The sequence below is a fragment of the Dolichospermum sp. DET69 genome (assembly GCA_017355425.1).
Taxonomy (GTDB): domain Bacteria; phylum Cyanobacteriota; class Cyanobacteriia; order Cyanobacteriales; family Nostocaceae; genus Dolichospermum.
In genome coordinates, this window is record CP070233.1 from 5,253,928 (window position 1) to 5,278,827 (window position 24,900).

General features: G+C 37.2%; 20 protein-coding genes and 1 tRNA gene. 9 read left to right on the plus strand and 12 right to left on the minus strand.

Translation table 11 applies throughout. The features are described 5' to 3' along the window. From EZY12_24190 to wecB, 3 genes are all read left to right on the plus strand, one after another. Complete coding sequence (locus tag EZY12_24190) at positions 1 to 1,122, plus strand: DUF1822 family protein (protein QSX67722.1); 1,122 nt, start codon at positions 1 to 3, stop codon at positions 1,120 to 1,122. Between the two features lie 263 nt (positions 1,123 to 1,385). Then, positions 1,386 to 3,839 (plus strand): ABC transporter substrate-binding protein, encoded by a 2,454-nt coding sequence (locus EZY12_24195; protein ID QSX67723.1) that lies wholly within the window; start codon positions 1,386 to 1,388, stop codon positions 3,837 to 3,839. A gap of 112 nt (positions 3,840 to 3,951) precedes the next feature. Then, positions 3,952 to 5,070 (plus strand): UDP-N-acetylglucosamine 2-epimerase (non-hydrolyzing), encoded by a 1,119-nt coding sequence (gene wecB, locus EZY12_24200; protein QSX67724.1) that lies wholly within the window; start codon positions 3,952 to 3,954, stop codon positions 5,068 to 5,070. 372 nt (positions 5,071 to 5,442) lie between these two features. Here wecB and EZY12_24205 read toward each other — a convergent pair whose 3' ends face one another. The 3 genes from EZY12_24205 to EZY12_24215 all read right to left on the minus strand — a co-directional run bounded on the left by EZY12_24205 (position 5,443) and on the right by EZY12_24215 (position 8,785). Further along, positions 5,443 to 6,048 (minus strand): peptidoglycan-binding protein, encoded by a 606-nt coding sequence (locus EZY12_24205; protein QSX67725.1) that lies wholly within the window; start codon positions 6,046 to 6,048, stop codon positions 5,443 to 5,445. A gap of 168 nt (positions 6,049 to 6,216) precedes the next feature. Beyond that, positions 6,217 to 7,059 (minus strand): M23 family metallopeptidase, encoded by an 843-nt coding sequence (locus EZY12_24210; protein ID QSX67726.1) that lies wholly within the window; start codon positions 7,057 to 7,059, stop codon positions 6,217 to 6,219. Positions 7,060 to 7,459: 400 nt separating this feature from the next. After that, entirely contained in the window at positions 7,460 to 8,785 is a 1,326-nt protein-coding gene (locus EZY12_24215; GenBank protein ID QSX70816.1) for a transposase, read from the minus strand. An 88-nt stretch (positions 8,786 to 8,873) separates the two neighbouring features. On the opposite strand from EZY12_24215, the gene EZY12_24220 reads away from it, so the two are divergent. Together EZY12_24220 and EZY12_24225 are read left to right on the plus strand one after the other, a co-directional pair. After that, the gene (locus EZY12_24220) at positions 8,874 to 9,011 is read left to right on the plus strand and encodes a CopG family transcriptional regulator (GenBank protein ID QSX67727.1); all 138 of its coding nucleotides are present in this window, start codon (positions 8,874 to 8,876) and stop codon (positions 9,009 to 9,011) included. A gap of 275 nt (positions 9,012 to 9,286) precedes the next feature. Then, entirely contained in the window at positions 9,287 to 10,237 is a 951-nt protein-coding gene (locus EZY12_24225; GenBank protein ID QSX67728.1) for a hypothetical protein, read from the plus strand. An 84-nt stretch (positions 10,238 to 10,321) separates the two neighbouring features. Here EZY12_24225 and EZY12_24230 read toward each other — a convergent pair whose 3' ends face one another. Further along, the gene (locus tag EZY12_24230) at positions 10,322 to 11,017 is read right to left on the minus strand and encodes a type I restriction-modification system subunit M N-terminal domain-containing protein (GenBank protein ID QSX67729.1); all 696 of its coding nucleotides are present in this window, start codon (positions 11,015 to 11,017) and stop codon (positions 10,322 to 10,324) included. A gap of 302 nt (positions 11,018 to 11,319) precedes the next feature. Beyond that, positions 11,320 to 13,665, minus strand: coding sequence for a DEAD/DEAH box helicase family protein (locus EZY12_24235; GenBank protein QSX67730.1), 2,346 nt, complete (start codon positions 13,663 to 13,665; stop codon positions 11,320 to 11,322). A gap of 192 nt (positions 13,666 to 13,857) precedes the next feature. Here EZY12_24235 and EZY12_24240 point away from each other — a divergent pair, with 192 nt between their 5' ends. Then, the gene (locus tag EZY12_24240; protein QSX67731.1) at positions 13,858 to 14,199 is read left to right on the plus strand and encodes a hypothetical protein; all 342 of its coding nucleotides are present in this window, start codon (positions 13,858 to 13,860) and stop codon (positions 14,197 to 14,199) included. 53 nt (positions 14,200 to 14,252) lie between these two features. On the opposite strand, the gene EZY12_24245 is transcribed toward EZY12_24240, so the two are convergent. The 3 genes from EZY12_24245 to EZY12_24255 all read right to left on the minus strand — a co-directional run bounded on the left by EZY12_24245 (position 14,253) and on the right by EZY12_24255 (position 17,597). After that, on the minus strand, positions 14,253 to 14,888 hold the full coding sequence (locus tag EZY12_24245; GenBank protein ID QSX67732.1) for a DUF2834 domain-containing protein: 636 nt from the start codon (positions 14,886 to 14,888) through the stop codon (positions 14,253 to 14,255). 13 nt (positions 14,889 to 14,901) lie between these two features. Then, positions 14,902 to 15,978, minus strand: a complete 1,077-nt coding sequence (gene hrcA, locus EZY12_24250; protein ID QSX67733.1) for a heat-inducible transcriptional repressor HrcA — start codon at positions 15,976 to 15,978, stop codon at positions 14,902 to 14,904. A 1,259-nt stretch (positions 15,979 to 17,237) separates the two neighbouring features. Continuing rightward, positions 17,238 to 17,597, minus strand: coding sequence for a rhodanese-related sulfurtransferase (locus tag EZY12_24255; GenBank protein ID QSX67734.1), 360 nt, complete (start codon positions 17,595 to 17,597; stop codon positions 17,238 to 17,240). Between the two features lie 66 nt (positions 17,598 to 17,663). On the opposite strand from EZY12_24255, the gene EZY12_24260 reads away from it, so the two are divergent. Beyond that, positions 17,664 to 19,328, plus strand: a complete 1,665-nt coding sequence (locus EZY12_24260) for a DUF3352 domain-containing protein (GenBank protein ID QSX67735.1) — start codon at positions 17,664 to 17,666, stop codon at positions 19,326 to 19,328. 106 nt (positions 19,329 to 19,434) lie between these two features. Beyond that, positions 19,435 to 20,187: a serine O-acetyltransferase gene (gene cysE / locus EZY12_24265; GenBank protein ID QSX67736.1), complete on the plus strand. Its 753-nt coding sequence runs from the start codon at positions 19,435 to 19,437 to the stop codon at positions 20,185 to 20,187. A 17-nt stretch (positions 20,188 to 20,204) separates the two neighbouring features. On the opposite strand, the gene EZY12_24270 is transcribed toward cysE, so the two are convergent. The 4 genes from EZY12_24270 to argF form a co-directional block, all read right to left on the minus strand. After that, positions 20,205 to 20,786, minus strand: coding sequence for a pyridoxamine 5'-phosphate oxidase family protein (locus EZY12_24270; protein ID QSX70817.1), 582 nt, complete (start codon positions 20,784 to 20,786; stop codon positions 20,205 to 20,207). Positions 20,787 to 20,954: 168 nt separating this feature from the next. Further along, the gene (locus EZY12_24275) at positions 20,955 to 22,436 is read right to left on the minus strand and encodes a DNA phosphorothioation system restriction enzyme (protein QSX67737.1); all 1,482 of its coding nucleotides are present in this window, start codon (positions 22,434 to 22,436) and stop codon (positions 20,955 to 20,957) included. Positions 22,437 to 22,768: 332 nt separating this feature from the next. Further along, positions 22,769 to 23,374, minus strand: coding sequence for a repressor LexA (gene lexA, locus EZY12_24280; GenBank protein QSX67738.1), 606 nt, complete (start codon positions 23,372 to 23,374; stop codon positions 22,769 to 22,771). Between the two features lie 193 nt (positions 23,375 to 23,567). Next, positions 23,568 to 24,488 carry an ornithine carbamoyltransferase gene (argF, locus tag EZY12_24285; protein QSX67739.1) on the minus strand — a complete coding sequence of 307 codons (921 nt, stop codon included), beginning with the start codon at positions 24,486 to 24,488 and terminating at the stop codon, positions 23,568 to 23,570. Positions 24,489 to 24,664: 176 nt separating this feature from the next. Here argF and EZY12_24290 point away from each other — a divergent pair. Continuing rightward, positions 24,665 to 24,736: transfer RNA gene (locus tag EZY12_24290), tRNA-Thr, on the plus strand. The last annotated feature ends 164 nt before the right edge of the window (positions 24,737 to 24,900 follow it).

Below are 24,900 nucleotides of genomic sequence, written 5' to 3' on the forward strand. Positions count from 1 at the left end.
ATGAATTATTACACTGAACAACAAAGCATTTCTATTCCTATTTCCGCAAAGTTCCGAAATACGGCTTTGCAATTTGCCCAAGAACAACCAAATCAACAAAAAGCTAAACTCATATATCTGAATACTTTAGCCGTACAAGTTGTTAATAATTACTTGCAAATGTTAGATATTTCCACCACATTAGAAGCTAGTCAGAGTTGGGATGTTTGGGGAAGAATGGCTGGAGATGTTGCAGATTTAGTATTAACTGGAATTGGACATTTAGAATGTAGATATATCAGAACAGGAGAAGAAGTTTGTCCTATTCCTCCGGAAGTTTGGCATCATCGTTTTGGTTATGTAGTAGTAGAAATTAATCAAACCTGCCAAGAAGGAAAAATCAGAGGCTTTTTAGCACAAATTACCACAACAGAAATCAACCTAGAACAGTTACAACCATTAGAAACATTCATAGAATATTATCATCAATTTTCTGGTGTGCAGTTGCGACAATGGTTAGAAGGAATATATACATCTCAATGGCAAAGTGTAGAAGAATTAGCTTTACAAAAAAGCCCACAATTAGCTTTTCGTTCTCCACAAGTCAGAGGATTTGAAATAGATACATCCAAAAAAGTTTGGCAAGTTATTGAACAATTGTATCCCCAGCGAAGTTGGGAAAAAATCTTACCATCAAGATTATTATCAAATTTAGATAGAGAAGTAAACGATATTCTTGTTTATCTTTTACAAACTACCAATGATGAAGAAATTCGTTGGACTCTAGCAGAAGTTTTATGGACAATTACACCCAATCATCCTGTAATTACTGCTAGACGGATTATGGATTTAGGAATGCAGTTAGCAGGAAATTCTGTAGCTTTAATGGTGGCTATTTTACCCAAAATAGATAAAACTTATGCTGTGCTTTTGCGGGTATATCCAATGGGAACTAAACCCTATTTACCAGCAGATTTACAATTAGCAGGATTATATGAAAATGGAGAGGCATTTTTAGAAGTAAAAGCCAGAGAACAACGAGATAATTACATTCAATTAAAATTTTGTGCTGAATTGGGTGAAAAATTCCAAATTCGGGTTACTCTAAATGATGCAACCATTACAGAAAAATTTGTCATTTAGTCAAGCAAATCAATTAGACATCTCCCAGATTGAATGTAGAGCCGAGAATCTCTACCCAGGTCACGTCTCTACAAGGGTTTCAGGTCACGCGTATTTAATTTTTACCAGATGTCTATTAGAGGATGAATGAACAAGTTTTTAATGTATAAACAAACCCCTCTTGTAAACCTCTCCCCGAAGCGCGGAGAGGCTTTGAAACCCCCCTTCCCTCCTAGGGAAGGGGGGCAGGGGGGTTAGGTTTTTGGAGATTATCGGTAAACACAATGGGTAAGCTGATCATATTCGAGATTGGAGAAGGTAGTTTTGAAACAGGATTTCCTGTCAAAATCAGAATTGGGGAAGACGGTAAACCCCATTTCGCAGAAATTTCTGGCAGGTTCCCCCCAGATTTAGAAATTCCTCGAACCTATTATGAATGGCAATCAGCTTATTATAAATTGCCTGGTAATTGGTTAATTACTGTTCCCCAAACCCAAATAACTAACGTATCTACCACAGAAGTTTGTCATATTGCTGCTCAAAAATTCCAATCTAGGTTTAATAATTGGTTAAATCAACCATCTGTGAGAAAATTAGAAAGGCAATTTTTACAAAAAATTGGTGAATGGGATCATGTTCGCTTTATTTTACAAACACAAGATTCACTACTAAGAAAACTGCCTTGGCATTTGTGGGAAATATTTCAAATAAGTCATATTCAACCAGAGGTTGTGATTAGTTCAGAGTATGAACCATCAAAAATTCAATTAAAAAGTCCGGTGAAAATTCTGGCTATTTTTGGAAATAGTCAAGGAATAGATATTCAACCAGATTTACAAGCATTGACGGCAAAATTACCAGGTGCAATTATTGAACCTTTGCTGCAACCATCACGCCAAGAAATTGTTAAAAAATTATGGAATCAACCTTGGGATATTTTATTTTTTGCTGGACATAGTTCTAGTGAAAAAGATGGTAGTTGGGGAGAAATTCAAATTAATGAAACTGAAATTTTATCACTTTTACAGTTACGGCATAGTTTAGGATATGCTGTTAAAAAAGGATTGAAATTAGCTATTTTTAATTCTTGTGATGGTTTAGGACTAGCGCGTAATTTAGCTGATTTACGCATACCTTATACAATTGTTATGAGAGAACCTATTCCTGATATTGTCGCTCAACATTTTCTAGAATATTTTCTCACAGTTTTTGCATCTGGAGAATCTTTATATACATCTGTACAACAAGCCCGTGTGCGGTTACAGGAAGAATTAGAAAGTCAATATCCTTGTGCTTCTTGGATACCTGTAATTTTTCAAAATCCAGCCGCAGCATTACTTAAATATCCCCAACCTCGCAATTTCCAAAAAATAGGTTTACAGTCAGTTATAGCTACGATGTTATTAGGAATTTTTGGGACTATTGTATGGCTAAGTTTCCAAGAAATAAAATTGCAAAATCGGTTTAGTTATGGTGAAAAAATATTATTTAATTCTCCAACTAATTTAGATAAAGAAGCAGCTATAAAAGCATTTTGGTGGAAAAATTACCATCAAGCTATTAAAAAATTCACTAAATATTTACAAGAATATCCCGATGATCCAGAAGCGAGCATATATTTAGAAAATGCCAAGATTGGTAATAAGAAAGTTATCAAAATTGGTGTAGCTGTACCGATAGGAAGTAATCGTCCCGTAGCACAAGAAATTCTGCGAGGGGTTGCACAAGCTCAACAAGAGATTAATCATGATAGTGGTGTAAATGGTAGGTTTTTACAAATCCAAATTGCTAATGATGATAATCACCCAGAAATAGCTCAAGAAATTGCTAAAAGATTTGTTGAAAGTGCGGATATTCTAGCTGTAATTGGTCATAATAGTAGTGATGCAAGTATACCCGCTTCTAATATATATCAAGCTGGAAAGTTGGTGATGATTTCTCCAACTAGTACCTCTATAATATTAACAGCTAAGACAGGTAAGCAGGATGATAATTATATTTATAGAACTGTCGTTAGTTCTGAGGTTATTGCCGAAGCTTTGGCTGAATATGCTGAAAATAATCAAAAAAGCAAGATAGTGATTTGTAATGATTTTCAAGCAACAGATCAATCTTTCTACCAGACTTTTATTAATGCTATTAATAAAAGAAAATTAGCGCTAATAAGTGATATTAGTTGTGATTTTGCGGCTGATAACTTCCAACCTGAGCAAATTATTCAAAGTGCAATTAAAGAAAATGTTAATACTATTATGATGAGTCCTCACGTTGATAAAATTCATCAAGCTATCAAACTAGCTGAAAGTAATCAAGGTAAGTTACTTTTATTAGGAAATCCCAGTTTACAAACACAAAAAACTCTAGCTGCTGGTAATATAGTTAATGGGATGATTATGGCAGTTCCTTGGCAAATTGGTATTGTAGATAATCAAGAATTTGTAAAAAATGCTAATCATCTTTGGGGTAAAAAAAAGTTAATTACTTGGCGTACGGCTATGGCTTTTGATGCTACTAAAATAGTGGTTAATGCTATACAAAAAAAGGGGAGTACGAGAACAGATATTCAACAAGCTTTAAGTAGTAATAAGTTTTCTTTTTTAGGTGTAACAGGAACAATTAAGTTTTCACAATGGGGCGATACCTTTGGTAGCCGAAGGCATCGCATCGGTAATGCTGTGTTAGTTCAAATACAACCAGATCCCCAAGCCCCCACAGGTTATAATTTTATGGAAAAATAGTATACAATAATTCAGTATAATAGTGTAAAAATATTGTGGGGTGGGCATCTTACCCACCATTGTCCACCAATTATAAAATGTTCTGTAAAAGTAAGTTGTAATTATTTGACTAATGACTCAACAAAACCGCATTGGTATTATTTTAGGGACTCGTCCCGAAGCAATTAAACTAGCTCCAGTAATTCAGGTTTTTCAAAATTCTCCAGATTTTGAATTGCAAGTAATTCTGACAGGACAACATCGAGAAATGGTTGAACAAGTGATGAAATTGTTCAAACTTAAAGCCGATTGGAATTTAGAGATTATGCAGCGTCAGCAATCTCTGAGTGATATTACTTGTCGAAGTTTACAAGGTTTAGAAGCATTATTTCAAGCGCAAAAGTTAGATTTTGTAATTGTTCAAGGAGATACAACAACAGCCTTTGCAGCAACCTTAGCAGCATTTTATCAGCAAATTCCTGTTGGTCATGTGGAAGCAGGTTTAAGAACTGATGATTTATTTAATCCCTTTCCAGAAGAAGCTAATAGAAGATTAATTTCCCAACTCACACAATTACATTTTGCTCCTACTACCTTAGCTGTAGAAAACTTACAACGTTCTGGAGTCTTAGGAGAAATTCATCTCACAGGTAATACAGTTATTGATGCCTTGTTAAATGTGGCTGCTAAAAAACCAGCTTGTGATATTCCGGGTTTAGATTGGCATCAATATAGGACAATATTGGCAACAGTTCATCGTCGAGAAAATTGGGGAGAACCTCTGCAAGATATTGCTCAAAGTTTCTTGCAAATTTTAGAGCAATTTCCTGATACAGCCTTATTACTACCATTACATAAAAATCCCACAGTTAGAGAACCATTACAAGAGTTGTTAGGGAATAATCCGCGAATTTTCTTAACAGAACCCTTAGATTATGCTGAATTAGTGGGGGCTATCGAGCGATCGCATTTAATATTAACAGATTCTGGTGGTTTACAAGAAGAAGCCCCCAGTCTTGGTAAACCAGTGTTAGTTCTCAGAGATACTACAGAAAGACCAGAAGCAGTTACCGCAGGGACAGCCAAACTCGTGGGTACACAAACCGCAAATATTGTCACAGCCGCTAGTGAACTACTCAGCAACCCCGACGCTTATACTAAAATGGCCACCGCCATTAATCCCTTTGGCGATGGCCATGCAGCAGAACGCATCCTACAACTGGTCAAAAATTATTTAGAGACTTCCAATTAAAAAAATATCCTCAAATTTCTTGTGGTGCGGGCCGAAAAGTTCCCTAATAATACAAGGACGGGCAAGATGCCCATCCCACAAGATTGGATAATTTATTTTTTGGAATTCTCTTAGAGGATATTTTAAAAGTCTCTCATGGTGTATCAAATATTGTTTTACCCCTCCCTAACCCTCCCCTTAGAAAGGTGAGGGGACTTGATTCTCCTTAGTTCCCCCTTGGAAAGGGGGGACTAAGGGGGGTAAGCAATCACACCTGATATCACTTTTCAACGTGTCGCTTATATCTCAGCACTAAAGTGATTGAGCTTTACGCTTACCAGGTAATACTGTAAGGCATCTCTTGTGGGGTGGGCATCTGGTTCCCCCATGTGTTTAAATACCTAAAGCTCTCCGAGTTTGATAACCAACAACGCCATCTACACGTAGTCCGTTACGTCTTTGGAAGTGACGAATTGAGTTAATGGTTCGTGAGCCGTAAACACCATCAACTCTAATACCTAAAGCTCTTTGGATTTCTCTGACTCGTTCACCTCTTGAGCCGTATCCTACTTTTACCCTACCACCAACACCGGATCCAGAACGATATCTGTGGTGAGAACGACCAGGAGTGTTACCAATCCATCTTTCAGCAGCATAGTATCCTCGGTAACGTCCCGAAGAAATTCTTGCAAATCCATTTCTCACACTACCAGTTTCACCAATGTACGCACCATTACGGACACAAGCTACAGATGAATTTTCAGTGCTAGGTCCTGTGCGAAGATAAAGACAACTTCCATTAGTGCTGACATATTCGGCAGAAGCAAACTGCATTTGAGCAACTGTAGCTAGTAATATAGTCACGCCGGTGAAGGTTAACCATGCAGAAGATTTAAAAATTTTCCGCCAATTAAATGACGATTTGGAAAGATTTAATGCGAAAATTTCATTTGGTAGTTCATCTTCTATATACATATATGAATAAGCCAAATATTCCATAATCACCTGCTCCTTTATATGAATTTTTGCGATACTTTTGTCTAGTTCTGATCTTCATTAATTTTATACTTCTTCAGGACAATATGTTGGCTACTATATTCCGCCATTTGAACTGTCACATCAGGTATTTGTAATGAAATCATCAATTACTCATGATGGTGAGTAGTTTTATTTCCCTAAACCATGAGAAGTGAGAAAACTATCAGCCCGAATTGGACTACCATTGCGCCAAATTTCTATTTTTTCTGGGCTGATTAAGTAGGAAAAAGTACCGTTATCTGCCTGATATTTGTTATTATCAACTTTCCAAGCTAGAAGTTTTAAAATTTGATTTGGTTCTTGTTTCAATTTCCCCAAATAAAATAACTGACCATTTTCTTCACAAACTTTGATACTGACTGTTGCTGTCTCTCCTGTCATAATTATAGTCCCCTTGCAATCAGTATTATTACTTATAGGTAAAACTTGTTTTGGAGTTGGGATAACTGGTTGATTTACTGGTGTTTTCGCAATGATGGCGGACTGTAATAAACTAATAGGATTAATAGCTAAACGACCATCTGCATAAAATTCAAAATGCAAATGAGGGGCGGTGCTATTGCCTGTTGAACCCATTTCGGCAATAATTTGACCTTGTTTGACCTGTTGACCTTTACTGACTAATAAACGGCTATTGTGTCCGTAAACCGTCACATTGCCATTAAAATGTTTAATTTCAATAAAATTGCCTAATCCCCAATCATCCCAACCAGCTTTCACGACTGTACCAGCAGCAGCAGCCAAAATTGGAGTCCCTTTTGCACCAGCAATATCAATTCCCTCATGTTTATACTTAATGAAACCTTGAGAAAGAACCCCTTGAGTAGGCCAAATTAAGTTAGTCGTAGCTGGGGGGTTAATTAGAGAAACTGTCTGAGTTAAAGCTGGGGAAACTATATTTAACACTAAAGAGCAGGAGATGACAGCCATCAAAGCATAATTACAAAAGCGGTAGATATTAACTTTTTTCATCTGTTTCTAGCCTAATGATTGCTATAGCAGCGAAAAGGAAATTAAAGCCGACTGCTTTAAATGGAGAAATGCTATAGTTAATTGCTATTTCAGTCTCAAATGTGTCACATCAGGACAATTAGCTGGTTAAATTGACAACTTGTACAAATTTACTATTTCCCAAACCTCTTTCCTTGTCATCAGGATAATTTTCAACGCCAACCTAACCTGATTAAGCTGAAACAATCAGATTTTCTAAAAAACCTATTTCTAATTCTGATGCAGGTTTACCACCACCATCTATATTGGGAGGTATAACTATAAAGATTTCATCAAAACGACCAGCACTAAACAATTTTGGGGGTAATTTTTCTCTAGGTCTTTTCTGGTATATTACTAATATTAATTCTATGAACTACCTCTAGTTAGCTTCGCTTGAACTAGAGGTTTCTGCATCCTCTAGTTTGTTATTAGCAGAGTTACTTTGAGATTTTTGACGCTTCTTTTCCCCTAGTTGCCTCATGCTTCCTGCTTGTTTGCGGGTACGTGAAGTAGAGCTAGAAAGATCAGCGTCTGCGAGGCTAGTTCCTAGCCCCGGCAGAGTACCTTTTGCCCAATAAAGCATCACCTCGGCAGCGGCAATATCCCTATCCTGAACATACCCACAGACACCGCACTCATGCACTCGGATGTCGAGTGTTTTCTTATGCTGATTTCCGCATTTCGGACAGGTTTGACTGGGTTTTACTTGACGGGTTGGGACTTCCACAAAGACACCACCAATTTGTTCGACTTTGTATTTAATAGATGCTCGAAGCATACCAAAACCTACGTCAAGGATTGACTTATTTAACCCAGCTTTTTGCTTTTTACGCTTACCTTTTTTCGCTTTACTGGTCATGTTCTTGACTTCTAGTTTTTCCGTTGCAATGAAGCTATTACTGCTGATTATTTCTACTGCAACTTGATGTACCCAATTTTGACGTTGGTTAGCAACTCGTGCGATTAGCAAACTAACTTTCGCTTGGGCTTTTTTATATCTTCTAGAAGCCTTGATTTTTTTGTTTCTATTTGGTGCGCGTTTGCGTCTCTTCTCTTTAGAAGCTTTTTTGATTTTCTGTTCAGCAATTCTATAAAACTTAGGAGCATCAATTTGTTGATGATTTTCCCCGTCGGTAATTGATAATGCTGATTTACAACCTAAGTCAATTCCCACCGCACCAATAGGTAAAATCTCTGGTTTTAGAACTTGCTCTAAAACATTAACTGTTATAGAGGCGTACCATTTACCATTGCGAAAAACGATAGTACAAGTAGTAGCCTTTCCCCAGTATTTAGCTTGACCCCGCATCTGAATCTTACCAATTTTGGATAGATTCAGATACCCATTCTCGCCATTAGATTCTACTTTAAATCCCGCAGGATCTGGATATGTCCACCCAGAATAATGCCTAATTGATTTGAATCTAGGGCGTTTACCTAATCCTTTGAACCAACGTTCAAAAGCAAAATCAACCCGCTTTAAAGTCGCCTGTAAAGCATGGCTAGGAAGCTCTTTGTATTCTACCCAGACTTCTTTAAACGCTGGCAAACAATTCTGTTGCTCAAAATAATCAACCTTGTGATTAAACTTTTGATATTGAGTGAATCTGTTATTGACTGCGGCGTTGTATAAGTCTTTGTGTAACTTTCGGTGATACCGCAGGATTTGTTCTGTTTGAGTATTTGGATATAAACGAAAAGTCATTCTTCTTGTAGCCACAGTTTAATCACCCCCTTGCTTTGTTTATCTGTATGTGTATACAATTAGGATAACACATATTTGAGAAAAATATATGGCTAGAACCGAGAAAGTTATTGTAAGACTCACTAAGCAAGAAAAAGAAAAAATAGAAAAATATGCTAAATATCTAGGGGTTTCTATGTCCGAGGTCATTCAAGATTACATAAAATCGCTACCAAATAAAGATTAGCTTATTAAATAAAGATTGGTTATTTTCGCTTTGCTGCAATAACCCGCTCTAATCCCTACCTTATGGGTACATTGAAGGTAGGGACTGCCGCGATGCGTTCAATTATCGACAAGCTCAGTACAAGTCTGGTCCCCTAATAATACAGGGACGGGCAAGATGCCCATCCCACAAAATTGGATAGCGAAGCGCTGCTGCAAGCAGTTCATCTTTTTTGTGGAGTTCTCTAAAGTATATTCAGACATCATGAAAACACTATTATTAATTATGGATTTTGTATGACGAGAGAAGCCCATGACCAATTTGCGAAAGAATATCTAGAGGAATTATTAAAACCTTTAGGTCAAGTAGACATTGGTAAAGACATAAAAAGCGAAGTTAGAGAAATAGATATTTGGTTTATTCCCAATCAATTAAAACCTGTAACTTCCGATTTAGGATTATTAGCAAAAATGGCGGTTACAAGCTGTCTATTTGAACCTTTTCGCAATCCTCCCAATGAAATGACAATTAGAAGTTGTATGTCAAAATTATACAGCCTTCATGAAGAATTGTTTAGACAAGCAAAAAGAGAAAATCGGCGGATAATGGAAACCGAGTTCCCTGTTTTATGGATTTTAACACCAACCTGCTCAAAAAATAAACTAGATGGATTTAGAGCTACACTCAAAGATGATTGGGAAACAGGAGTTTATTTTCTAGGAGAATCGCATAAAACCGCAATTGTCGCAATTAACCAATTACCCAAAAATCAGGATACACTATGGTTAAGGGTGTTAGGTAATGGGGAAACCCAAAAACAAGCAGTACAAGAACTAATCACAGTTTCCACAGAAAACCAGCGTAATTATCTACTGGAAATGTTAGCATCTTGGCGTAAAAATATAGAGATTAACACTAATATCAACGATGAAGATAGGGAGTTGATTATGACTTTATCACCAGCATATCTCAAACAACGCGAGGAATGGCGACAAGAGGGACTACAAACGGGACTGCAAACGGGACTGCAAACGGGACTACAAACGGGATTGCAAACGGGAAGACAAGAAGAATTGCGGTTAATAGTAGGAAGTTTACTAACAGCACGTTTTGGTAATTTAGATGAGCAATTATTAGCTGTTGTTACTCCTATTATGGAACTTTCTCTCACAGAAAGAACTGATTTATTCCTCAATTTATCTCAGTTGTCTCGTGAGGAATTATTAGCTAAATTCCCCATTAAATAACCCATTTTTGTAGGTTGGGTAGAACGAAGTGAAACCCAACAAGTTAGCCCAAATGTTGGGTTTCGTACCTCAATCCAACCTACCCTACACCGTTAATAATTGTTTGACAGCAGCATTGATGATTTTTTCGCTCTCTGTTTGAGTTTGTGTTAGTTTGGTTTCTAGTTCATCACATAGTTTCATTAATTTATCTACTTTTGTAACTATGCGTTTTTGTTCATTAAGAGCAGGGAGAGGAACTAAAATTAGTTTTAGTTTAGCTGCTTTTATTCCTTCAGCAGTCATTCCCGTTGCTTTATTACGAATAAAATCTTGCACGATAGAACTCATTAAAGCAAATTTTAAATAGGGTGAAAATAGGTCAGCAAAAATTTGAAAATCAATTTCGTTTAATTTATTAATTACTTGGCGGATAAGAGTGCCATTTTTCATATAATTATAGGCATCCTCAAATACCGCCCTAATAACAAACCCGCGAGGGTTTTTATCTTGATAGGTATTCGCGTCTTTTAGAGTTTTGAATAAAACATTATCCACAAAATCCAGTAAAGTATCCCCCGTCATTCCTTCCGAGTCTGTAGCCCAATTTCGCCACCTTAAAGCCTCTGGAATAGGAGAATGGTAATGATCATCTAACAATTCATATTCGGCTTCTCTGTCGTCAAAAATCTTGAGAAAAATCATCCATACTAATTGACTAATGCGTTGGGCATCACCATCCACACCAGCATCTTTACGCATGATGTCTTGGATAGTTTTAATTGTGGTACTAATTGACATTTTTTATAAACTATATTCCGCACTGCGATTAATATTACACCAAGTCGGGCAAATATAATTCACTATCAGGATATCCACCGATTATCAGGAATTAATATTTGTCTGAATCAGGATATCCAGGATTAGAGGATTATCAGGATTAATATTTGTCTGAATCAGGATATCTGGTTACTGAGCGACTTGTACTGAGCGAAGCCGAAGTAAGTCGAAGTACAGAATTAGAGGATTATCATGATTATTTTATTAATCTTAACAAACATCCTGTAAATCCGGAAATCCTGGACATCCTGATTCAGACAAAATTATGATGCCATGTAAAGTTGATTTTTTAACTCCTGTAATGCCTCTAAATACTTTTGTTTGCTGCCAAATATTTTATTGACAATTTCTGGAAGCGTACCTATTTTATCAAACGGTTGCACATTTAAAATATTTAGGTGTTCAATATTTTCAATCCCTTCATCTGCATATTTATCTAAAAGTGCATCTATAACCGCACGGGCTTTTTGACTATATTGATGAAAGTAATCACGCTCACGTACCTTTTTAGCCCGTTCCTTACGACTTAATGCAGGTTGGTCAAAAGCTACATGACAAATTAAATCAAAAGGATCAAAATCTTTCCCTACTTCCTCCGCTAAAGCTTCTAATAAAATTCCCTGTTCATTCAATTCTTGAATAATAGCTTGTTTCTGTGCTGCTGCACTCCAACGCCGCAGAAATTTATCTAAAGTCGTAAATTCTTGCTGGACAGTTTTGCGGGTATAGTCCTTAATAGATTCGGTGATTAATTTACCATCTTTACCATAATAAAGAGTCCTTTCAGAAATTATTGCAGCATCTACACCTACAGGTACAAATTTAACTCGCTTTTGTCCTGGTTTTTCAGGTAAATCATCAACATTATCTCCACTATCTGGACTACCATCATAATCATCTGGAGGTACGGGAGATTGCCCTGTTTTTGGTTCGTATATTTGTACAGGTTCACCATCAAAATCTGGATCATCAAACTTTTTAGTGGCTTTTTTGAAATCTATAATTGTGAAATATTTTTTATCAAATTCTTCATTAATTCGTGTTCCTCTACCAATAATTTGTTTAAACTCAGTCGGTGAATTAATATCTTTATCTAAAACAATTAATTTACAGGTTTGGGCATCTATTCCTGTAGTCATTAATTTAGATGTTGTCACAATCACAGGATAGGGACTTTCTGGTAAAATGAAATTATCTAATTCTGCTTTTCCCTGTTCATCATCTCCCGTAATTCGCATAATATATTTACGATTTTGGGAAACTAAATCACTATTTTCATTAATTAAGGCACAGCGCATTCTTTCTGCGTGGTCTATATCTTCACAAAAAACAATGGTTTTATCAAATCTGTTGGTAGCTTTAAGAAATTCGGTAATTTTCTTAGCTACTAAAATATCTCGGTTTTCTAATACCAATGTGCGGTTAATATCTTTTTGGGTGTAAAGTTTATCTTCAATTAATTGATTATATTTATCTAATTCTCCCGGTGCTGGTTGCCACCCTTCTAAATCTTTATCAATGTCAATTCTGACAACTTTATAGGGGGCTAAAAATCCATCTTCTATGCCTTGTTTGAGAGAATAAATATAAATTGGTTCGCCAAAATAATCTATGTTAGAAACTTCTTTAGTTTCTTTAGGTGTAGCTGTTAAACCGATTTGGGTTGCAGCAGTAAAGTATTCTAAAATTTCTCGCCATGCAGAATCATCAGCCGCGCTACCGCGATGACATTCATCAATGACAATTAAATCAAAAAATCCCCTAGAGAATTGTTTATAGATATTTTTAGATTCTTCTGTTCCTGATACACCTTGATAAAGGGCTAAATAAATTTCATAAGATTTATCTACCTGACGTTTAGTGATTTTCGTCATAGCAGAACCAAAGGGTTTAAAATCGTTGGTTTTAGTTTGGTCTATGAGAATATTTCTATCTGCTAAAAATAAGATTCTCGTCTTGATTTTAGATTTCCATAATCGCCAAATAATTTGAAAAGCCGTGAAGGTTTTACCCGTACCTGTAGCCATAACTAATAATATCCGATTTTCACCTTTAGCAATGGCTTCTACAGTTTTATTAATAGCAATTTCTTGATAATAACGGGGGAATTTACCACTACCATCATCATAATAACTTTGGGTAACAATAGGCTGCAATTGATCATCAATATTTTTCCATTGACAGTAACGTTGCCATAATTCTGCCGGTGTGGGAAAACTATCTAAAGGAATTTCTCTTGCCATTATTCCTGATGTCACAGTTCTATCATGTTCTAAAAATGCGTCACCATTGCAACTATAAACAAAGGGAATATCTAATATTTCTGCATAGTTGAGTGCTTGCTGCATTCCACTACCAAAACTGTGATTATTATCTTTAGCTTCAATGACAGCAATTTTGATATTAGGTTTGTAATAAAGAATATAATCAGCACGTTTACTTTCTCCTCGTGTGACTAATTTACCTCTTACATAGACCCGACCGGCGGTAAAAGTTACTTCTTCACGGATTTGGGTATGTAAATCCCATCCTGCTGTTTGCACTATGGCAGGGGTGATGTATTTGGTACAAATGTCACGTTCGCTGAGGGATTTTTTGTCAAATTCCATGTAGGTAAAGTGTATTAACTATAATTAATGGGGACAACGTAGCTATATTATTTAGTCTACCCAATACCTGGTGTAATTTACATTTGTGACTAATACACCCTACAATGAGTATTAACTTATATTCTGTAAGATATTTACGCATAATACCCTATAAAGTTATAATTAGACATAAACTTCTTAATCAGGGTAACTATGCGCTTTTTAATGAGAATTGCCGGCTTTGGTTTGCTGATTTTAGGTATTTACTTGGTTGGGAAAAATATATTCTTTACAACCAACGTCTATCCTTACTGGTGGCGAGGAATTTCCGCTGATATTTCAGTGTTATCACTAACATTAGGTGTACTCATGCTAGTTTTCTTCTCAGAAAGTATGAAAAATCTAGGATGGATTGCTATTTCTGTGGGTATTATGGCGGTATTTATTAGTAGTCGTGCAATTCTTAGTCCTACCAGTTTATGGCAATTTTTTCTCTCCTTAATTTGTATTACCTCTGGTTATAAAATGTTCACAACTGGATACTCACCTTTTTGATTTTGTTGCTCAGGAGTTAAAGGAGTATTGGCTTCTCAACTCCTATTTTATGTTTAATTTTCTATTTCCATAGGTGGACGGACACACAAATATATCAAAGGCCCGAACAAAGGAATTGTAAATAACCAAAATAACTGATTATTTTGCCAACCCCGTCGCGTCATATCATCTCCTAACAAAGTGGGAAATAATAAACTCAACATCACAAAATCTAAACTCATAACATGAATAAATCGGCTATTTTGCCACTGTTGCCCAAAATTACCCCAATCTCCTTGTAAACCAGATGCTAATAAAATCGCCGCACCTATAGTTAATAAAAGTCCAAAAATACGGGAATCTAGTATTTTGAGAAATAAATTTTTTTCACCTACAAACTTTTGATTAGGTGATCTTAAAGCCAAATATGGTAAAAGCATAAAAGCACCAAGAGCAAAAGAACCAATAGCAAACGGCCAAGCAGGTATTTTTTGACCTCTGCCATCAAAAAAAACTACGGCACTATAGATCAAAGGCCAAATCCCCATGATATTAAATAAAGATATAATCAGAGGATTAATTCCTTGCCAATTTCCTGTAGAGAGATTTTTAATCAACTCAAAAGTATCAGGTTGTTCAGGAGGAGCAAAGAAAAAGGCATAGGAAATAAATCCTAGCCATAATAGACCAAAAATGATTTTTCTAATCATGAATTTAGGGAAATTAACTAAAAGCTTCCGAGAGATAATCTGCCGCTGCTGCAACTACAGCGATCGCACTCTCATAGTTTAACCGAGTTGGACCCAAAACCCCCACACTTCCCACAGGTACAGAACCTCGACGATAAATAGCAGAAATTAAAGTACAAGTCCGAATAGGTTCGAGAGGATTTTCTGTACCAATCCGCACCGTTACCTTAGACTTATTTGGATCGTCCATTCCCGCTTCTTCACAAATTAAATGCCAAAGTTGGTCTTGTTCCTCTTCCAATAAGTGGATAATAGTCTGTACCTGCTGTACCTGAGAAAACTCTGGTTGGCGTAAAACCTCTCCAATCCCTCGTACCATAATTTGTGTAGTTGTCGGTGCCAGAGCGCGATGAGTCAATTCTACCAAAGAACTTTTTAATAATTCGCCATAACTTTGAAACTCTTGATCCAATTCACTCCAATCCAGATAGCCTAATTCTAATAAACTCCGTCCTCGTAAGTGAGTATTTAAAAAGTTAGAAACAATCTGCAATTGATGATCAATTACCTCAGCTTCCGGTTTATTTTCTGAAGTTGGTGGAAATAAATCCATCACCTTAGAATGGGTTTCATAACTATCTGTCACCACAATCAACATAATCTTCCCCGATTCAACTTGCACCAATTGCAAATGTCGTAACTTTGCTGTGGTGGTTTGGGGCATAGTAATCAAAGTAATGCAGCCGCTTAATGTTGCTAAAATTTGAGCAGCACCTTGTAATAACGCCTCCAAACTCCAATCTTCCCAATGCAGATGTTTTTGTAATGCTGTTTCTACTTCTTTACCTAAAGTTTCTGATGGTTTAATAAGTTGATCAACATAAATACGATAACCAGAATCAGAAGGAATTCTGCCCGCAGAAGTATGTGGTTGATAAAGTAACCCCGATTTTTCTAAAACACCCATCACACTGCGAATCGTAGCAGAGCTAACACCTAAATCAAAACCTTCAATTAAAGCCTTAGAACCCACAGGCTCTGCTGTAGCAATATACTGCCGGACAGTTGCCCAAAGTATATTCTGTTGCCGATTAGTCAGGTGAAGTTGCATAGGTGATATTTTTACTGAAGGCAAATCTTAATCAAAATTTGAGAAAATATGTGATTTTCACCACAAAACTGGAAAAAAATAATTAGTTATTAATTAACTTAAGATAGCAAATTATATACTTATATTGTATTAATTAAACACAAAATTTACCTTTAGCATTTATTTGCTGTATTTGTCATAAGACCTCGCGGTAAGTGGGAAACGAGCGCGTCTTTAGACCTGAGAGGGAAGCGACTCGTGCGGTTTTAACCGCCTTGAATGTTTTTTCATTACCGCCTTGGAGTTAAGAAATTCGGGGTACTTTTGTGGTGTACTTTCAACGGGACAATTACCGATTCAAATTTCCCAACTCTGTACGCATAATGTTTTGCTCACTCATAGCCTCCCATTTCTGGGGTAATGTTAGCTTCGACCAGTTATAAGAGCTTGTTAGACTTGCAACACTGTTTCAGTGACCTTAAAACTGTTTAATTGCAAATGACAGAGCAGGGAACTAGCTTCGCATTCCGGGGTGTCGTGACTCAAATAACGGCTACCTATTTCTAGGTGGTCTGGTCAGTACAGCTTGTTTGATTACTCTTGCAAGCTCAGTCCCTTTAGGGCTGGGTTACTGACTGCTACATAGCTGAAACCCAAAAAGAGGATAGATTTCTATGTCTTTCGGTATTATCTCATAGTCCGTTAACATAAGTTGTGGTTTTAACTACATAATCTCAAGAAGCAACGCGATTTTGTGAGGATTGATAAAAATCTTGGTATTCTCTTTCTTCTACTTTCAAATTTGTTCGTTTCGGCATATTTCGCCCCCTAAATCCCCCAATTTTGGGGCAAGACCAGGAAGACCAGGAAGACCAGGAAGGATAGTAGACAAGGAGGATTTTATCCACAGAATACTCGGTTTATGGGTTGTTTTGTTACCAATCATCCATTCGTTTGTCCGGTTTTCCTCCCTTGTCACCTTGTCTGCCTTCCCAAGTCTTGAATTTTGGGGGACTTTGAAAATTCTTGTTCCCCCAATTTTGGGGGTTAGGGGGCGATTCAATCACTTGTGTGTACACGGTAGCTTATCAAGGGGGTTAGGGAATATCTGAGAGTGTTTGATACACCATGAAGGACTTGTTCATTCATCCTCTCAGGCTTCTACAGCTATTTTTTTAACTTTTAATCAAGTAATTATGATATTTAGAACGACATGAAAAAAAAACGATAAATCCCTAAAATATGGACTTTGGGCGGGGAAACCCCGCCCCTACTGTTTTTTAATATTGGGGAACTGAAGGATCAACAAAAATTGAGTAAGCGGAAATACCACCCGTAATATTTTTAACTTGTGTAAATCCTTGAGTAACTAACCACTGACACATTTGAGCCGAGCGGATACCATGATGACAGAGAACAAGAGTTTCTGCGGATTGATCAAAGCGGATAGAAACTTGCCCACTCCATTGCTCATATTCACTCAGAGGAAGATTGACAAATCCATCTATCCGTGATAAAGCAAGTTCCTGGGGTTCACGCACATCTATTAACTGAAGCGTTTCTTCATCACTGGAAAGACGTTTTGCTAGTTCCTGGACAGTAATTTCGGAAAAAGGTTGATCAAATGATGTATCTGTCATGCAATTTTTCTAAAAAATCCTATACTATTCATGTTGGCAGAAAACCTAGAAAATATAAATAATTTTATGAACAGTCAATACTCAACAAAAAATATTAGACTTGGTTTCCTGGTTGCTGGTGTCATCACCCTGCTATTAATTGGTATAGCTGGTTTTTACTGGTTTTCGGGGAAAAATCCCGTTAATCTGCTGATTCAGAAGTCTCAACCCAGTGGTGCCATATTTGTTTCCAAGTCCTCACCCGCAATGGTTTCATTATTGGTAAATCCTGACGCTTTACAGACAATAGAACCAAAAGGAGAATTTTCTCAACTCAAAAATCGGTTACTAGCGCAAAGTAATATAGATTATCAAAATGATATTAAACCCTGGTTGAGTGATGAAGTTACCCTAGCTGTAACTACCATAGATATAGACCGTGACCCAGACAACGGACTCCAAACTGGGTATTTAATGGCACTCGCAACTGCAAAACCTCAGAAAAGCCGCGAGTTTTTAGAGTTGTTATTTTCTAATCGGGCTTTTAGTGGGGCTAATTTAGAGGTTGAACGGTACAAAGGTGTAAAGGTTATTCATGATCACCCAGAATATTTATCACAATCCAAAATCCAAAATAGTTTAGCTGGTGCAGTTGTTAATAATTTTGTTTTGCTGGCAAATCATCCCCAAGTTATCAAAGCAGCAATTAATAATTTACAAGCACCAGATTTAAACTTAATTAGTTCTCTTGAATATCAAAAAGCTACTCAACAAATTCCTAAAAATGCTGTAGCAGTAACTTTCTTGAATTTGCCCATAGTTGCCAAGTGGCAAGGTTTAGAATTGGCAAAATCAACTTATAATAGCCAAATTCTATCTTTAGTCTTAAATTCCCAAGGCTTGTTAGCAGAAAGCACATTTTTAACAACCTCAGAAATTGTCCCTCCATCTTTGCCACTATCTCAACCTGTAGCAGCATTACAATATATTCCAGAATCAACAGCTTTGGCGATCGCTGGCACAAATTTGAGTAATTTAGGTAATAGCAATTTAGCAAAACTGTGGCAACAAGGAACAGCAACTATCTACGGTGATAGTGAAGATACTATTTCTCGATTACTAAAACCTTGGGGAGATATCCAAAAAAACTGGGGTTTAAACTTTAATCAGGATATTTTCAATTGGGTAAAAGGAGAATATGCTTTAGCTTTATTGCCTAATTCAGAAAATCCAACTCCTCATTGGTTATTTGTCGTCGAAAAAACTCCAGAATTGGCATCAGGTATAGCACATTTAGATCATATTGCTAGGAAGGGCAGTTTAAATGTTAGTTCCTTAACTTTAGATGAACAGAAAGTATCTGCTTGGACAGAGATTACAGCTACAACTGAAAAGAATACATCTATTAATGTTGATGCAAAAATTAAAGGAGTGCATACAACTTTAGATAATTATGAAGTTTTTAGTTCTGACTTAAAGACACTCAAAGCAGCTTTGAGTCAAAAGCAAAAATCTCTCCTAGAAAATCCCCAATTTCAACATAGTATGGCTGTAATTCCCCAACCTAACCAAGGATATATTTATCTAGACTGGGAAAACAGTCAAGATATTCTCAAACGTCAACTACCTTTGCTTAAATTTGTAGAAGTTTTAGGTAAACCATTATTCAATAATTTAAAATCGCTGACAGTTAGCAGTTATAGCAGTGAACCAGGAACACTCAAAGGAGGTGTATTCTTGCAACTGCATTAAATAATCAAAGCGCAAGAATTTTTAATCACCAATTACCAATCTCTAATCCCCAAGTCACGATAATATAGGAAAGTAGCTTGTTGTGCTATCAAAGGGTACTATCTCAATGTTCTCTAGACTCCGTGCCGATTTTCGCATCATCTTTGAACGTGACCCCGCAGCCCGGAATTGGTTGGAGGTTCTGTTTTGCTATCCAGGTTTGCAGGCCCTAATTTTCCACCGCTTTGCCCACTGGTGGCATAGTATTGGTATTCCCTTCTTTCCCCGCTTGATTTCTCATATTGCCCGGTTTTTAACTGGTATTGAAATTCACCCAGGGGCTGTAATTGGTGAAGGAGTATTTATTGACCACGGAATGGGAGTAGTTATTGGAGAAACAGCTATTATCGGCAACTACGCGCTGATTTATCAAGGTGTCACCCTGGGGGGAACAGGTAAGGAAAGTGGTAAACGTCACCCCACATTGGGCGAAAATGTCGTGGTTGGCGCTGGTGCAAAAGTTTTAGGAAATATCGAAATTGGTAATAATGTTCGCATTGGTGCAGGTTCAGTGGTATTGAGAGATGTACCATCTAGTTGTACCGTTGTCGGTGTGCCTGGACGCATTATTTACCGTTCTGGCGTTCGCGTTGCACCTTTAGAACATAGTAATTTACCAGACTCGGAAGCTCAAGTAATTCGCACCTTAGTTGATCGCATTGAAGCATTAGAAGCACAAATTCAAGCTTTGCAAACTCCCGCAAAAACTCCGGTTTTAATTGGTCAATTCCTGCAAGCAGATGAATTACCAAAAGAACATAATTTTTGTAATCTTCGAGATAAACAGATTCAAGAATTTTTTGATGGTGCAGGAATTTAAAAAACCAAAAATTAAAATTATGGGTTTATTGCTTCAGTTAACCATTCCTGGTTTTCTGTATGGTGATAAACCCATCTATTTTGGGGTTCACCCCGCAATTCTAAATGATCTACTGTGATCGGTTCAAGTAATAATAAACAAAAATTTTCTACTGGTTGAATAGTGTCTGGTACTGGTGGTGTAAATGCTTCTGGTGTTGTCACTCTCGCTTTACCAGAATCAGGCCAAGCAAATTGTAATCTAGCTGCATCACTTAATTCTTGCCAAATTTTAATTCTCGCAGGTTGCAAATTGGGGTGAGAATTAGCAGTAATTAAAGTTAATTTTCCAGCAATCCGAAATTGTTCTCTGGTATGAGGAAAATACCAACAAATTTCCGCTGCTGGCTGTTTTGATATTTGTTCAGCTTTTTCACTACGGATATCGGTGATAAATTTTAGTTGGTTGCTATTGTCTAGAAAGCCACGAAAAACGACGGTACGATTCGCAGGAAAACCATTTTCTCGCACCGTTGCTAGTTGGACATAGCGGGAATAAACAAGACTGCGGTTTTTATGTAGTGCGCGAGTAATCAGACTGCGCCAAGGTGGAAGAGACATTTTAGATATAGTCATAATTTACACATCATAAGACATAGCGCAAAGTGATAAATTTTGCAATCTTCCATCCTTTAACTATTTTTAACTATAGCGGTATGCACTTGAATGAGATACATCATAGCCATAAAGTCAATAACTATTGATTATTATTAGAGATATAAGGATATACTAAATATCCAATAACCCATATCGTTTTTGTAAAGATAATAACTTCATCCTTGCTTCCCCAGCATTATCAGCCAAATCAGCAAACTCCACAAACCGCCGTAATTCCTTTTTTAATAAATTCCGTTCGACTTCAATAGTTTCTCTATCCAAATCTGGCGGTAAAACAATCATATCAAAAATAGTTGCCCGTTCCTTGCCAGGGTGAGGACGTAAAACCCTGCCCCGACGTTGGATAAATTGCCGGGGATTTCCTGAACTTGATAAAATCACTGCGGTTTGAATTGCGGGAATATCCACACCTTCATCTAAACAACGAATGGCTACTAAACCTTGTAATTCTCCACTCTCAAATTGACAACGTAAAGTTTCCCTTTCCTCCAAAGAAGTCTCTGCTGTATAGGTACTAATTTTATAACCTAATTCTCCTCCCAAAAGTTGAGAAACAGCTTTGAGTTGACGTAAAGAGTAACGTTGTCCAATTTCTTGAGAACCATCACTACAATAAAATAATGTATGGGTAGTTTCTCGACGACTTTCCATTAACTCTTGTAAGGCTATTAATTTATTTTCCGCAGTTCCAATTAACCGCGCCCTTTGCATTAATAATGATTTAATATCTTCGTTTTCTTCAAAATCTCCCGCTTCACCTATATCTCGTTCTCGATACAGTAAAGAACGCCCAATTTTTTTAGTTAATTTTAAATAGGCTATACTCTCAGTTTCTGTTAATTCTACTAATATGGGATGATAATTATAATGGACTAATGCACCTTGAGAAATTGCATCTTGTAAATTAAATTCAGGTTGGAGAACTGGACCAAAATAATCTAATAAAGATTGTGTTCCCCCGTCATCAAAATATCTTTCTGGTGTGGCTGATAAAGCTAGACGTAAACCAACTTTTCGCGGTAAACTTTCTTCTAACTTAGGCGCGCCTAAATTATGTGCCTCGTCGCCAATAATCAAAGTTTTTGGCGGAAAATATTTAAGTTGTGTTTGAAAACCATCACCTATTAAAGTCGAGTTAGTGGTAATTACTGTCACGAAATCTTGAGAACCAGAACACAGATTGTAGATTTGTGTAGAAAGTTGACCTTGCCAACTGCGTAAATTATCAAATGCTAAAATTGGCTGTAAGTTAAATTTCTCACATTCCCTAGCCCACTGGGTAACAAGATGACGATAAGGACACACCACCAACAAGACTTGTAAACCAATTTGCTGGTACAATTCACAAGCGATCGCTAATGCAGTAATAGTCTTACCACTACCAGTAGCCATTTTTAAAGTCCCCCTACCATGATTAGCAAACCAGCTAGTCACAGCCTGATGTTGATATCCCCGTAATTGCAGAGATAAAGGCATTTTCGGACATCCCGGTAATGATTTATTAACTTGATAACTACCTTTTTTCTCCCCCACGTAAGGTAACTTGAGTTTAAAAGTAGGCAATTTCTGGACTGCATTTCGCGTTAAGTACATAGATTTGCAAATTGGTAATTGGTAATTATCGGTAGGGGTTTAGCACTGCTCATAGGTGTCAACTTAAGTAAGGGCGTATTGCAATACGCCCCTACTTATCCGTTGGCTTCCACACCCGCCCAGAAATGATAGCGTAGCGTGGCGTAAGCCATATTTCAGGGCTAATAGCCAAAGTCTACTAAAGTAGACTAAAGATTTTCGGAATATTTAGTCATCTTTAGATGACTTTAGCTATTAGACTGGGAATTCATTCCCAGTCGGGTAATAAGTTTTACGTTAAGTTGACACCTATGAGTTTTTGCTAAACCCCTACAGTCTATAACTGACATATTTTAGTTATAATTACGCCAAATCCCAACTAAAGAACCTTGCACTTCTACTTGCATTGCCGATACTTCTATCGGATGATAATTAGGATTTGCAGGTTTGAGAGTGACAAGATCATCATGGCGATAAAAACGTTTTAAAGTTGTTCCGTGGCCTTCCACCCTTGCAGCGACAATAGTTCCATTTTTTAACTGATTGGGTTCAGCGACAGGACGCAAAAATACTACATCACCATCTGCTATTAAATCTTCAATCATACTATCCCCAGCGACCCGTAAAGCGTAGCTTTGGGGAGGTAATGATAAATTAGCCAAATCCAAATGTTCCACCACATCTGTGAACGGTTCTATCAAACCACCTGCCGCAATAGTTCCTAAAATTGGTACACCTTGTTTAGGAGGATGAAGGATACGAAGAGTTCTAGCTCTCCCTTCATTCCAGCCAATATAACCCTTATTGCGTAAATGTTCCAACCGACTTTGAATGGGTGCAGGAGATTTCAAATTCATCCCTTGCATCATTTGGCGAATCGAGGGAGAATGTTGATTTAACCTGATATATTCAACCAACCATTCATATAGTTCTTTTTGAGGATCTGTGAGACGTTCCATAATTTTTTCACCGAAGTAAATAATAAATGCCCATAGAACATTGGTACTACAAAAATCTTCCCTTAACAAGCTTTAATTAAATATTCATGATAATTGGTAACTGATAATGAGTAACCTAAGTTGCTAAACAGATAACAGGTAAAAATTTCATCAATTACCAATTACCCATCACCAATTACCAATTACCAATCCGTCATTCTGCTCCTAAAACACTGGCAAGTAAAGCTTTTTGAGCGTGGAGGCGATTTTCTGCCTGATCCCAAACTCGTGATTGTGAACCTTCAATTACTTCTTGAGTAATTTCTTCACCACGATGGGCTGGTAAGCAGTGTAAAACAATTGCCTCTGGATCTGCAAGACTTAATAATTGTTCAGAAATTTGATAGGGTTGGAAAACAGGAAAACGATTATTAGCTTGGGTTTCTTGTCCCATACTTGCCCAAACATCAGTGTAAAGTACAGATGCACCTTTGGCTGCTGCTTCAGGATCATGAGTCAGAATAACTTCAGTTTTTTTATTCGCTATTTCTCGAGTTTTTTCCACAATTTCTGCATCTGGGGCATATCCTGACGGGAAAGCTATTCTCACATTCATTCCCACCAAAGCACAACCCAACATCAGGGAATTAGCAACATTATTCCCATCACCGACATAGGTTAATGTTAAACCAGCTAAAGTCCCAAACTTTTCTTGAATGGTCATTAAATCAGCCAATATTTGACAAGGGTGTTCTAAATCTGTGAGGGCATTGATCACAGGAATCTTCGCATATTTGGCAAATGTTTCCAATTCTTGTTGGGCAAAGGTGCGAATTGCCAAAACATCCAAATAACGATCTAACACTCTAGCAGTATCCTGGATAGGTTCTCCACGACTCACCTGAGTGACATTGGGATGAAGATCAATTACCTGTCCCCCCAGTTGGTACATTGCCACTGTGAAGCTGACTCTAGTGCGGGTTGAAGCTTTGGAAAACAATAAACCTAGAACCTTATTACAATGCAACTTGAGTTTTCCCGACTTGAGTTGAGTGGCTAATTCCAGAAGTTCTTGCAGTTCTCCAGAACTTAGATCCGCTAAACTTAATAAATCTCTGCCTATCAATGCTGTCATGCTTGATTATCTATAAAAAACTATACCAAATATTTTTGCATCAATCTACAACATGAGGGCTAGTTTTCCCGATTTTTGGCAACCAGAAAAATATTTGGTTTACCCTCTAGACAAATCATATCCCTATGCTATAATATGGAATCGGTGGGCAAATAAAAAGTTTCCCTAGCAAAATCGCCAGCATAGCACAGTGGTAGTGCATCCGACTTGTAATCGGAAGGTCGTAGGTTCAAATCCAACTGCTGGCCCTAACGAAACCCTTGAGAAATCAGGGGTTTTGTCGTTTCAATGCCCTGTTATATTAACCTTTTGATATTTCTCCATCGTGCCGCAACACTTTAGAATTTAATGGAAAATGACAGAATAATAGATCAACTTTAGATCCCACATTCCGCACTTCATTGTGTAGTAC